Below are 13028 nucleotides of genomic sequence, written 5' to 3'. Positions count from 1 at the left end.
GCCATTCCGATAGGGATGTATTTTGACTTGGAGCATGAGCACAAGTACTTGTTTTTGGATGGTCATGAATACAGCATTGGGCCGAAGTTTTTGGTGACTTTGCCGGAAAACCTAATGTCGGCGATTACCTTCCCTGATTTTTCGCAGGTATTCTCCATGACCTCGATCAAGTACATCATCATGTTTGCTTTGGTCGGAAGCTTGGAGTCTTTGCTCAGCGCCAAGGCCATCGATGGTCTGGATCCTTTCAGAAGGAAGTCCAATATGAATAAAGACTTGGTGGGCGTCGGCATTGGTAACGTGCTTGCAGGTTTGATCGGTGGATTGGCGATGATTTCGGAAATCGTTCGAAGTTCTTCCAATATCAACAATGGAGCGAAAACAGCCTGGTCGAATTTCTTTCATGGGGCTTTCTTATTGATATTCGTAGCCTTTTTTCCTTTGTTGATCCATCAGATTCCGTTGGCAGCTTTAGCAGCCCTGTTGGTATACACCGGTTACAAATTAGCCTCTCTCATGGCATTTGTGCACACCTACAAAATAGGGAAAGAGCAGCTATTTATTTTCCTCCTCACCATCATCGTCACCTTAGCCACAGATTTGTTGCTGGGAATTGCTGCTGGTATTCTGCTCAAAATCATAATACATCTTACAAATGGTCTTCCTTTGAAATACTTATTCAAACCCCTTTTTACGGTCACAGTGGATCAGGAAAAAGAAACCTATATCGTAGATGTGTTCCATTCTGCCGTTTTCAGCAATTATATCAAACTGAAAAATTCCCTTGATGCGCTTCCTAAGGGAAAAACAATCAATGTGGATTTTTCCAATTCCAACTTGGTGGATCATACGGTAATGGAAAATCTCCATCACTATCAGCATGATTACGAACACAATGGAGGGCAATTTAGTCTTACAGGCATGAGTCATCTACAGAAGAAATCGGATCATCATTTGTCCAGTAGAAAAAAGCAGAAAGTGGCCATTTAAAATCACGAAAGCTCCTAAAGAAATTCTTTGGGAGCTTTTATAGATCATGTAATGGAGAAGCCTTCGGGGGATTTAATCTAGAGCAGTTCTTCAGCATGGACTTTTTTATAAACCATGTGTTACTTCTTTTTTTTGCTTATTTCTTGTTTTTTGATGCCTTCTTCGAGTGCTTTCATTTCATTGGAATCCTGTGCTTTGATTTGTGCCTGATTGAATTTTTCATATTCGCCTTCTGCCAGTTCCTTAGCCATTTGGGCTGATATGCGTCCGGCATGTTCGAGTATTTCCCGATCGTTAAGGGTCAGGAAGTCATTCAGTTTTTTTGCCCAGTCGGCCATATACATGGGCTTGCGGTTACGTGCCTGTAGTTCGGCAAAGCTGAGGTATTGGTCCACGATCAGGTTCAGGTCTTTCAGTTCGTTTTCATTTAGGTAGTTCTTGGCCACGACCACATCCGTTTTTCGAATTTTTCCCTGCGGTGCATTTTTCCATGTCGATAGTCCCATGTTGAGTTTGGTGGCATCTACCCGGTTGTAGATGATTTCGGCTGCAGTATGGCCGTGAATGGCCCAATGCATCTTGTTTTGCACTTTTTGGAAAAATTCTACTGTCATAGGATGTGTTTTGTCGTAGTCGTAGGCAGTTGTATATATGTCTTTGATTTTAGCATAAAAAATCTTTTCCGAACTGCGAATGTCGCGAATGCGCTCGAGCAATTCGTCAAAGTAGGGATTGGTATGTCCGGTTTCTTTCAAGCGGTCGTCATTCAGCACAAAGCCTTTGATAATGTACTCCTTAAGCTGTTGGGTAGCCCAAATACGGAACTGAGTACCCCTGTGCGATTTTACACGATAGCCAACAGAGATGATTACATCCAAATTGTAGAAATAGGTTCGATATTTTTTACCATCTGCGGCAGTTGTCAAGTATTCCTTGACAACTGATGAATTTTCCTGCAATTCATCTTCACTGAAGATGTTGCGAATATGCAGGCTGATATTCTGTTTGGTGGTTTGGAAAAGATCTACCATTTGGGCCTGAGAAAGCCACACGGTTTCGTTTTCCAACCTTACTTCCATCTTGGAAAGACCATCTTCGGTGGTGTAAAACAGGATTGAATTATGTTCTTGTTGCTGGTTGGCCATCAATCTTTAATTTTTAAACTTATTTCCTTGCCCTTGCTATTGTTTTCAAACTGGTGGTCCAGGTTAAAGAATGCTTCTCTGATTTGGGGCAGGGTCAGTAGTTCGTTTTACCGAAACATTACATTCTTTTTTCTTATCCAATCCAGATCAATACTAGGTCAAAGCGCTAAAATATGATTAATTTTAAGGGGTTATCGTATATTTTGGTAGAAAGTGCAGGAATTATTTTGTTTTCGTCTATTTGGGAATAGCCTGATCAGGGTTATCCAAATTTTATTTCATCCTAATCATCAGGTGAAAAGCAACCAATACCGCTACAATCCCACTCATCAGAAACACAAATTCAGATCCAATACCAAACCAAATCAAGCCGGCAAGTGAACTTGCAGCCAAGGCACCGATACTCTGAAAAGCGGTGTAGGTACCAATGGAAGTGGCGGTGTCTTTGGGATTGCTGATATTGGTGATCCATGCTTTGGCGATGCCCTCTGTCGAGGCGGAAAAAAGTCCATAAAGTAAAAACAGCGCGATAAACATCCACAATTGATTGGCATAAGCCATCCCCAAATAGACCCCTGCAAATACCAACAGTCCGAAAACAAAAATCCTTTTCATGCCCCATTTGTCTGCAAGAGAACCCATCGGATAGGCAAAGATGGCATAGACCAAATTGAAGAAAACATACAGGCCAATAACATAAGTGTCATTGAGTCCTGCTTCTTTTACTTTCAGCAAAAGAAAGACATCTGAACTGTTGAAAACTGTGAATACCAATAATGGCAATACGAGTTTTCTGTAATCAGCAGGACTTTGCTTCCAGTATTTCAAAAAATCCAGAAATTTTGTTTTGGTAATTTCCTGCGGTTTTTCCTTCTTTTTTTCTTTGATAAAAAATGTAAAACCTATGGCAAAAATTCCCGGTAGAAAAGCAATCAAAAACAGCATTTTGTAATCTTCAGGACGATAGGCCAAATAAGCCATAGCCAACAAAGGGCCCACTACCGCCCCAAGGGTATCCATGGAACGGTGGAATCCAAAAACCCGCCCTTTGGTAGCCGGTGTGGCCTCATCAGACAATAAAGCATCCCTAGCACCTGTCCTCAACCCTTTTCCCAATCTGTCCAAAGTCCTTGCAAAAAACACCCAAAGAGGAAGTACAAAAGCAACCAACAAAGGCTTGGAAATGGCACTCAACGCATACCCAAATTGCACAAAAGGCAATCGCTTACCCTGATTGTCACTGAGCTTGCCAAAATATCCCTTGCTCAATCCTGCCGTAGCTTCCGCAAAACCTTCAAGAACGCCAATCAGCAGCACAGAAAAACCAATACTAGTGAGGTAAATGGGCATAACCGGATAAAGCATTTCCGAAGCCACATCCGTAAAGAAACTCACGAAGGAAAGCACGATGACATTTCGGGTAAGGATACTGCTTTTCATTTATTCAAGATCAGTGATTTCTTCTGTGCCAAGCTTTCCATCCATCTTCTATTTATAATATTTCCGCATTTCGGGATAATCCTCAAACATCTTTTCCCTTGCTTTTAGAATATATTTTTGTTGGTCAAATTTTCCGACTTTTTCAGTTCCCATCAGATCATATACATTCATCCAATCTTCATTGACTAAAATTTCCAGCTCAGGATTTATTACATAACATCCCCTCGAAACTCTAAAGAACAATTTTTTGGTAATGCCTTCTTTTCCATCTATTTCGTTTCTGGAAACTGCCTGACTGAGATAAGACCTTTGTTTTCTATAGTAAGGCAACACGGATTCAGGATAAGTTTCTATAGTCCTTAAAAAATCATCCATTTTCACTCCTCCTCCCCAACGATCTTTTTTAAGCAGAGCTGTCTGTAAGGCAATCAGGTAATTGAGCAAAAAATATTCTATTTTGTGGTTGTCAATTTTGATCATCCTTCCGTCCACTTTGACTTTGATGCTATCTGTCAGGATATATTTGTAAATCCTCCCAAGCTCCTTGGAAGCATATAAAGGAGAGAAATGGGATTTGTTCAAAGCAATCTGCAGGGCATTTTTACCTTCATTGTCCATTGCGGTCCTGTCTGCCCCGTTTTCTTTCAAAAATCTGATCAGGTTGACAGAACCTGCATAAACAGCCGCCAGAAGTGGGGTCAAATTAAACTGATCTCGGTAATTAATGCCATATTTGTCTGTATTTGCTGTGAGTAATTTGACGTTTTCCGACCTGTAGTGGGGATAGTATTTTCGGATAAGGGAGTTTCTCTCCAAATCAGGATTTTCTGCACGCCTATATTTGAGGTCGGCCAATTTCTCGATGACTTCGGGGTCGTGATAGATCAAAGTGTAGTCAAAAAGCAGATCTTTGGCCTTTTTATTGAAATTGCCCGGATCCAGGGCATCTGACTTCAATCTGGGACAATCTTCTTTCAATAATGGTTTCCAAGGCGTGGGCTGGATTTTCAATAGGCTTTGGCGGATTTGGTCTGCCTGTTCCTTTTTTCCTTGTTTTTCAAGTTTATTGGCTTCGTTTTTCCAATCTTCTGTGGAGGATTTTTGTTCTTTGATCCCAACTTTATCCCTGGTTTGCACAAGATCCAGAAGCTTTAGGATGTCATGCTTTGGTGAAGATTCCAATAAATACAGGTTTTCCACTGCCCTTGTTATGGCTACATATAGGGACTTGATATAAAATTTGTAACTGTCAAGTGACTTGTCGGTCTTGTCTTTGCCTCTTGAAAATTTGATTTCCAGGTCTTCCCTGATATCATCCGGGTGGACCCCTTGGGAAATTTCCCTGAACTCCTTCTCATAGTCACTGATAAAATTCAGCAATATGATATTCTCATATTCAAGGCCTTTTGCCTCATGAATGGAAAACAGCAGCGGGGTCCTGAAAATTTTTCTTGCTTCAGCCTTGTCTTCATTGCGCATCACAATGACAGCATATTTTGCAGAGCCTTTGGTATTTTGGTTCAGCTCAGATTTGATTTTGTCATTGCTTTGCAAAAAAACTACCTCCCCGCTTCTTTTGCTGATAGAATTGACAAGGTAGGTACTTTCTTTGTCTATGGCCCCAAACCTGCTGGTCTTGATTTTAAGAAGCTTATTTGCCAGAGAAGTGACAGCCGGGGCATTCCTGTAGTTGGTTTTCAGAATGCTGATTTCTTTGCCCTTTTTGTCATTCTTATACAGGTAGGTTTTTACACTGGACCAAGAGAAAAAGTTAGGATGTACGATCTGATTGGAATCCCCGCAAAGGATGAAATTCTCACTTTTTTTAAGTGACTTCAAGATCAGGTGAAGCTGCACCGTTGTCAGGTCCTGTACCTCATCTATAATAATAAAATCATATATGGGATTGACCAATTCCAACCATTGGTTGGAAATAATATTGATATCGTAAAAATTGCTTTCTTTCAAGAATTGCAGGTATTTTTCAAAAATGGAGTAAACTTCAACTCTTTCCTCCGCCAAAAAAACCGACTGCTTTACCCCTAATCCTTCATAATCCTCGCGGCTTAAGAATGCCTTACTGATATCCATTCCAGTGACCACTCCCTTAAATTCTTCAAAAAGCTTATGCGCATCTTTGATTTTAAAGGAATTACGGAATTTTGTAAACCAGTTTTCAAAGGTCTTAAAGTCTATTTCTTTACCTTCAGCTACTTTGATACTTTGGATAAAGTCATGAAAAGAGAGAAACTCTACTTCTTGTTTTTCATTATCATACTCAAACGAGTAGTACAGACTGGAAGAATTTTCTACAAGGTAGGGGGACAGTGTTATATATAGTATCCTGCCTTTCAATAGCTTTATCTTCTCAAGGGTAAGTGCGGTTTTCCCACTTCCTGCAGACCCGATGATGATCACCGGAGGACGCTTATGGAAAATCAGTTCCTGACTTTCGTCAAATGAAATGGCTTTATCCAAAAGATTGAAGCTTGTGGCTTTTGAATTGACATAAGCTAGCGGCAAGAGATCTTCTTTGGTTATTTCTTTTTCGGAAAGGAGTAACTTTATTTTAGTCTCATCGATTTCAGCACCTTTTAGAAACCGGGATTTTTCGTATTCATGGTTTAGGATTACTTCCAGCAATAAAATATAGTTCTTCCCTTCATAAGATGCGAACTTAAAAAGTAAGCGATTTTCAACATCTAGTTTTGCCCTATAATAGCTTGTAGGTTGCATTTTCTTGATCTCAGCAGATTTGAAGTCTCCATTTTTCAAAAAATCAACGGTCTTTTCAAATTGCTTTTTTACTTTGGAAAAATCGAGGTCGCTGTAATAAAGGATATCCATCATTGAAGGGGGAATTTTAATTTCAGGGGTAAATTTATTGTTGGAAAATTAATTAATGAACCACAAAAGAAACAAAAGTGAACAAAAGAAAATGGTAAGCTTTTGTTTCCTTTTGACACTTTTGTGGTTATGAAAGATAATGTTGTTGAGGTAGAGTTGAAAGTCTACGTGAATTAAGATGGTTGGAAAGCTGTAAAATATGATTTATTGGAATAAGTTTATGAACCACAAAAAAACAAAAGAGAACAAAAGGAATCCGTAAACTTTTGTTCTCTTTTATCACTTTTGTGGTTATTTAAAAAATGTTGTTAAGGTTGAGTTGAAGGTCTACGTGAATTAGGATGGTTGGAAAGCTGTAAAAGCTTATTGGAAAGCATTTGAAAATCCAAGTTAATTAAGTTTGATTTAATGTTTTAAAAATAAATATCATGAAATCAAGCCTGCCTGAGGCAGAAAGGCATGTCGCAAATGACACGCACCGGAATGATCGTAACCATTGCGAGATTCTATCCCGATACTGACAAGTTATGACCATTGAAAAGAAAATTATACTTATATGAAAGCTATCTGTTTAAGCCTACTATTGTTCGTTTGTTTTTCTTCGGTTTTTGCCCAGGAAAGTGAAAAACCAATCCCGAATCCTGTGATTTTTGAAACTACCCATCAAGGGACTTTTCATGGGAAAAGTATCAGTTATTAGGCGATTGCAGGAGAGACTTATCTGAAAAACAGTGATGGTGAACCCACTGCTTCCATTTGGTCCACAGCCTATGTCAAAGATGAACCGGATCCGTCAAAAAGGCCGGTAATTTTTATCTTTAACGGAGGACCCGGTTCAGCCTCGGTTTGGTTGCACATAGAAGTTTTTTTGTCCCAGAGTAGTTCAGGAAAATTCTGATGCCAAGGAAGATGATATTGCCGCTTATTCATCGTTTCATGGTTCGGTAAGTTGCAAAATCAGGAATGTTAACTGGTGTCATTTTTATCTTTTTGAAATGTGATGTTTGTCACTGCTTTTCCTTGTAATGTTGCGGTATTTTTATAAAAAAAAGGACATGGCTAAAACCGTCATCATCGGGGGAAATTTCGCAGGATTTACTGCTGCCCTTGAGCTCAAACGAAAAGCAGGAAAAGACCAACAAGTAGTGGTCATTGATAGGAATGAGGACTTCCTGTTTATTCCCTCATTGATATGGGTACCTTTCAAAAGAAGGGAAGTCAAAGATATCTCTGTTCCAAGACAAAAAATCTTTGAGAAAAAAGGTGTTGGATTTTTCAAAGCAGTGGCATTGGAAGTTGACCCTGAAAGACAGGTGGTGCTAACTGATAGAGGTGAAGTTTCTTATGACCATTTGGTAGTTGCTACCGGACCGAAAGTAAATTTTGACGTAGCCCCTGGAGTCAGGGAATATGCGCACTATGTCGGAACCCCTATTGGTGCCATGAAAATCAGGGAAACGCTTGAAAATTTTAAAAAAAACCCTGGGCCCGTGGTTATTGGAGCTACCCAAAATGCCGGCTGTATGGGTGCTGCATATGAATTTGTATTCAATTTTGAAAAATGGCTTAGAGAAGAAGGTATAAGAAAAAAAGTAGATTTATATTGGATTACTCCAGAAACTTATTTAGGGCATTTCGGTATTGATGGAATGGCTGGGGCTGAGACCATGTTAAAGTCTTTTATGAAGATGTTCAATATTCATTTCCGAACTAAGGTAGCTGTGGAAAAAATGACCGATAAGGAAATTTACCTTAGTAATGGTGAGGTCTTGCCTTTTGCCTTTTCTATGCTTATGCCACCATTTGTAGGAGTAGATTTTGTGCAAAACTCAAAAAAACTTGGGGCTACCGTCAACGGGTATATGCCTGTGGGTGATGATTACCGACATCCGGTTTATCCCAATATTTGGGCAGCAGGAATTGCGGTGGATGTGAAGCTACCCTTTAAGCCTGGTAAAGTTCCTTTTAGCAGTCCTAAGACAGGCTATCCAAGTGATGAAACAGGTAAAATCGTTGCTGAAAACATAATCCGAGTGGAAAAGGGGAGGACAGATCTTGTGAACAAACCTTGGGGTAAAATCCCAGGAATCTGTATCATGGATGCTGGGAAAAAAGAAGTGGTTATTTTAAGCAATAACCTTTTCAAACCAAGGGCTTTTGCGGTAATGATTCCAAATGTGATTTACGATTTCGGAAAAGTTCTTTTTGAAAAGTACTTCTTATGGAAAACCCGGAACGGACTCAGTTACTTGCCTTAATATTTCTAAAGTCCTGTAAAGAAACCCTGAAGATCATATTCAGGGTTTTCTGTTTTCGTCAGTGTTTTTAAATTCAACCACATTCTGAACAAATTTCCATGGTTATCAGCTATTATCTATCTATGAGAAGAAGCAAAGACCAAAAGTCATGGTCGCCGATCGCTATTATGATTTGATCACCCCATTTTTGGATGCAGAATATACCTTTGCGAGACATGATATTCCTATGGATCGGGTCAAAATGTACTATTATGAAGGTGGCCACATGATGTACAACCATAGACCGGATTTTGAGAAGTTGGTGGAAGATATCAGGGGGTTTATGGGGAGGTAGATTTTAAGATAGTAAAATTCAGAACAGATTCCCTTGTCATTTTCTTTATGACGTGGATAATTACCCCTATCTAAAGTTTTTTTAAGGCCTTGTCAAATAAGTATAAAAAGCTGTCCCTATCAAAGTCAAAAAAATCATCATCATAATCATCTTCATCTGGTGAAAAAGAAATCCCCGTGTTGGCCTTTTTGCCTTTCATTTTTTGGAGTGGTAGCAGGTTTTTATCAAATATATAAACTTCCAGTGTAATAGCTGTTTTAATTAAATATTTTGACATCAAACTAGGGTAGGGAGGATTGACATCAAGGAAAATAATCAGGTATATATCAGCGGGAGCACTCTTTGCCCTGTTTTGGTCCTCCTTGGTAAGGTTCTTAAAATTTTTGTTTTTTCTTTTGGTGTAAAGAAAAGGGCTGTTTTGCAAGAGTCCCAACTCCTTCAGGTTTAAAATTTCTTTGATTCTCCCTTCAATGGTAAGATAAAGGGAGTCCATGTTCAAACCAAATTCGCGTATCATTCTTTCTTCTCCCCCACCATTGGGCTGGACATAAAAAACTGATTCAATAACCTGCGCGGTCAGTCCTTGTGCCTGAAGGAAAATATTTCCAATGGAAAGGAAAAATAACAGGAATAGCATCGACCTGGATTTCATGCCTAAAATTTTTTTAAATTATTGAAATACAGAAATATACAAATAAAATTAGAATTTCAAATATGATTAAAATAGGTTCATGTTGAAAACAAAAAAGCGGTAAGTTTTCTCACCGCTTACTACGAAGGTGGCCACATGATGTATAACTACAGACCGGATTTTGAAAAGTGGTGGAGGATATCAGGGAATTTATGGGAAAGTAGGAAGTTTTATAAATAATTATTCAATAGAATAACCCAAATTGCCAAGACGTTTATTAACAGAAGGAATAGAAAAAATTAAGATTTAAAAATCCCAAAATGAAAAAAATCACTGTTTACTGCGGATCCAATAAAGGTAAGAATCCGGCTTACGAAAAAGGAGTTTTAGCATTGGCCAAGGAAATGATCAAGAGAGACTTGGCATTGGTATATGGGGCCGGGAATGTGGGCTTGATGGGAGTGATCGCTGATGCCATGCTACAGGCAGGCAAACAAGTCTATGGAATTATTCCCCAAAAATTGGTTGACATTGAAGTGGCGCATACAGGTTGTACCGAATTAACCGTTGTTGAAACCATGCGTGACAGAAAATGGCTGATGGCCGAGCGGGGTGATGGTTTTATTGCCATGCCGGGAGGGATTGGCACCTTTGAAGAGCTTTTCGAAATCATGACGCTCAACCAATTGGCCTATATCCAAAAACCCCTTGCCCTTTACAATGTCAATGGATATTATGATGGATTGATTGCATTTATAAACCATGCAGTCCAGGAAGGATTTCTGCACAAAGCACAATTGGATCTGTTGATTGTGAGCAGTGACCCTGTTGAGATATTGGATAAAATGGCAGGATTTGAGCCAAAGTATATTGAGAAGTGGGAGGTGAAATAGTTGGCAGTGTTCAGTGGGCAGTGTTCAGTAGGCAGTTGCAGACTAGTTTACAGTGTTCAGTCTCAGTCGGCAGTTGATCAGATGGCAGTCGCAGTTGGTAGTAGGCAGTTGCAGGGTGTAAGCAGACGTAGAGAACTAGGAATAAACTTTTCAAAATAATTTTCCAATTTTTTAATTTTCCAATCCGCCACGGCGGACAAGTTCTTCCAATTAAAAGATACCCAACTTCCAAACTATCTACGTCCCAACTTCCCTACTTCCTTTAAATATTCAACCAATAATTGAGCTTCATCACAAAGGCCCTTTGTTTGGAAGCAAAAGTGTTGGGGAAGTAATTTTCAGTATATACTAAGAAAAGATCTGAAACCGGAGCATATCTCCATTGAAGTCGGGTGTTGATATTGACGTTTTCAATCTGATTGTTGTATTGGATAAAAGTAGTCCAGAAAAGGCTTCTGGTAAAAGTGAGATCAATTCTAGGACCCACCAGAAATAGATCGGCATTGTTCTGTGGTTCGGGGAGGCGGATATTATTATAACTGAAATTCATGGAAATATTTGCCAAATAGCCCATTCTCCAATTCATGGTACCTGAAAGGGTTTTGATATCTCCTGTGAAATATTCTCCGATTTCACCCCTTGCAGTCAAGAAAAACACATTTCTGGGATTACCAATATATCTGAAACCTACGGTGCTGTTTCTATAATCAGTCCCTGATCCTAATGGTTCTCCGCCGGTTCTTGTCGGATCAAAAGGGAAAAAAAGATAGGTAAACCGATTACTGGCAGTGACTGTCAAAGTAGACAAGGATTGGAACCGAGTGGTATAGAATAAGGTGTGAAGTTCATCAGTGACCCCCAGATTTTCATTCCAGAGCACTTCGGACTCTACTCCGGGCCCATGTCTGTTGATCAGCTTGGATATGGGATAAAACTGTCGGGAAAACCTGATGGCAGTCCTTTTAAAATCATTTCTTGGCGTAAATCCAACCGAAGGATTAAAACCTGCACCTACTGCGGAAAACGCCAAACTTGCCTCCCAATATATATCGTTATAGTTGAGTTGCGCATGAGCGGCCCCACTATTTTCTTTTTTCTCAAATTCAAATGTCTTATGGTAAAATAAATTACCCGTCCATCTGTTATCTGATGAGGCGAGATTATAGTCTATCCCCGCCAACCTATTGGATTTGGTTTGGTCAAATAATTTACCCTGCGCTTCACTGTTCAGGCTTTCATTATTGATAAGGATTACACCGATATTGGATCTGTTGAAAACTTTCTTCTGCAAAGCTGCCACCGAAAAATTTTTTCCCACTATCCCACGTTCTTCATCATTGCCGGTTTGCATGTTCATGGCCCCAACCCGCCAGTTTTCATTAAGTTTTCCACTGAGTCTTGCTCCATACAGAATCGGGTTCTGTACATTTTGACCTGTATTTTCATCCCTGTCCACGCCTATTCTTCTGGAGAAAAATGGCCGGATATTCTGGGTTCCGAAATCCGCAAACAGATCGGCATTTTCGAGAAAAAACTGCCTTCTTTCAGGAAAAAATATTTCAAACCTGTCCAGATTCGTGACCTGTTCATCCACTTCCACTTGAGAAAAATCAGGGTTTGCGGTCAAATCCAAATTCAGGGCAGGTCCAAGACCAATTTTTGCATCTGCACCAAATGTTGGCTTTGGAGGATTGGAAGTACCTTCCAGCGAGTTCCTGTCCGTGCCCATCGCTGCATAGGGTATAAAAGATACGTTCGAACTTTCTTTTTTAAGTGGTTCGGTAAATAGCAGCTTTCTGGTAAAGGCCAGTCCAATTACATTAAAATTACGGGGAATAGGAGTCCAAGTGCTCCGCTCATTATATTTGCTGTCAATACGGTAAAAGTTAACATTCCAGTTTAAAGCGCCGTCATTATAGCGAAGCGTTGAAAATGGGATCGCAGCCTCCACCACCCAATGGTCCTCATATATCTTGGCTGTGGAATACCATTTGTTATCCCAGGCAAGGTTCAGGTCCGTAGGTACCATCCCGCCATTGGCGATAAGCGATTCCCGCTGCACGCCATAGGGATTTACTCCGAACTGGAAGGCATTGGTATTGTCATTGAAAGTATCAAATACAAAACTTATTCCATCATTTTGTTCACCTCTAAAATCCCTTCTCAAAGATGTGCTGACATATTTTTCCCTTGGACCAAGGTTGTACATGACCGCAGCGATATAAAGAAACTTATCATCATAAGCGATTTTCACTTTTGATTGGGCCACGGCCAAAGAGGTGTCTGATGGGAAAAATTGATGGAATTCCGTGGCCCAGCCATTCTCGTTCCAGATAGCTTCATCCAATTCACCATCAATTGTGATAGCATAGTCGATCTTTTCCGCAATCAGGCCTGGCAATTCATATGCCGTCTCCTGGGCAAAGACATTGGAAAGAAAAAACAAAACTAAAAGCGTTAACCAAATTCTCACTGCAATCTCAATTTGAG

Annotated in this window: 10 protein-coding genes; 5 read left to right on the top strand and 5 right to left on the bottom strand. The window is 39.9% G+C overall.

Annotated features, from left to right (window positions below; genetic code table 11):
- Positions 1-990: SulP family inorganic anion transporter (locus ACEW8O_RS21550; protein WP_373496695.1), on the top strand; the 990-nt coding region annotated here is incomplete at its 5' end.
- 119 nt (positions 991-1109) lie between these two features.
- On the opposite strand, the gene ACEW8O_RS21545 is transcribed toward ACEW8O_RS21550, so the two are convergent.
- The 3 genes from ACEW8O_RS21545 to ACEW8O_RS21535 all read right to left on the bottom strand — a co-directional run bounded on the left by ACEW8O_RS21545 (position 1110) and on the right by ACEW8O_RS21535 (position 6425).
- Positions 1110-2135: a virulence RhuM family protein gene (locus ACEW8O_RS21545; RefSeq protein WP_373496694.1), complete on the bottom strand. Its 1026-nt coding sequence runs from the start codon at positions 2133-2135 to the stop codon at positions 1110-1112.
- Between the two features lie 273 nt (positions 2136-2408).
- Complete coding sequence (locus tag ACEW8O_RS21540) at positions 2409-3575, bottom strand: MFS transporter (protein ID WP_373496693.1); 1167 nt, start codon at positions 3573-3575, stop codon at positions 2409-2411.
- A 48-nt stretch (positions 3576-3623) separates the two neighbouring features.
- Positions 3624-6425: a UvrD-helicase domain-containing protein gene (locus ACEW8O_RS21535; protein WP_373496692.1), complete on the bottom strand. Its 2802-nt coding sequence runs from the start codon at positions 6423-6425 to the stop codon at positions 3624-3626.
- Between the two features lie 553 nt (positions 6426-6978).
- On the opposite strand from ACEW8O_RS21535, the gene ACEW8O_RS21530 reads away from it, so the two are divergent.
- The 3 genes from ACEW8O_RS21530 to ACEW8O_RS21520 all read left to right on the top strand — a co-directional run bounded on the left by ACEW8O_RS21530 (position 6979) and on the right by ACEW8O_RS21520 (position 9014).
- Positions 6979-7122 carry a hypothetical protein gene (locus tag ACEW8O_RS21530; RefSeq protein ID WP_373496691.1) on the top strand — a complete coding sequence of 48 codons (144 nt, stop codon included), beginning with the start codon at positions 6979-6981 and terminating at the stop codon, positions 7120-7122.
- Positions 7123-7477: 355 nt separating this feature from the next.
- Complete coding sequence (locus ACEW8O_RS21525) at positions 7478-8680, top strand: NAD(P)/FAD-dependent oxidoreductase (protein WP_373496690.1); 1203 nt, start codon at positions 7478-7480, stop codon at positions 8678-8680.
- Between the two features lie 148 nt (positions 8681-8828).
- The gene (locus tag ACEW8O_RS21520) at positions 8829-9014 is read left to right on the top strand and encodes a hypothetical protein (RefSeq protein WP_373496689.1); all 186 of its coding nucleotides are present in this window, start codon (positions 8829-8831) and stop codon (positions 9012-9014) included.
- Positions 9015-9084: 70 nt separating this feature from the next.
- Here ACEW8O_RS21520 and ACEW8O_RS21515 read toward each other — a convergent pair whose 3' ends face one another.
- Complete coding sequence (locus tag ACEW8O_RS21515; protein WP_373496688.1) at positions 9085-9666, bottom strand: hypothetical protein; 582 nt, start codon at positions 9664-9666, stop codon at positions 9085-9087.
- A gap of 299 nt (positions 9667-9965) precedes the next feature.
- Here ACEW8O_RS21515 and ACEW8O_RS21510 point away from each other — a divergent pair, with 299 nt between their 5' ends.
- Entirely contained in the window at positions 9966-10538 is a 573-nt protein-coding gene (locus tag ACEW8O_RS21510; RefSeq protein ID WP_373496687.1) for a TIGR00730 family Rossman fold protein, read from the top strand.
- 262 nt (positions 10539-10800) lie between these two features.
- Here ACEW8O_RS21510 and ACEW8O_RS21505 read toward each other — a convergent pair whose 3' ends face one another.
- Entirely contained in the window at positions 10801-13011 is a 2211-nt protein-coding gene (locus tag ACEW8O_RS21505; RefSeq protein WP_373496686.1) for a DUF5916 domain-containing protein, read from the bottom strand.
- Between the last annotated feature and the right edge of the window lie 17 nt (positions 13012-13028).

It is taken from the genome of Aquiflexum sp., from assembly GCF_041749095.1.
Lineage (GTDB): Bacteria > Bacteroidota > Bacteroidia > Cytophagales > Cyclobacteriaceae > Aquiflexum.
The sequence above is the reverse complement of the archived record's forward strand: the minus strand, read 5'-3'. Positions and strand labels throughout refer to the sequence as shown.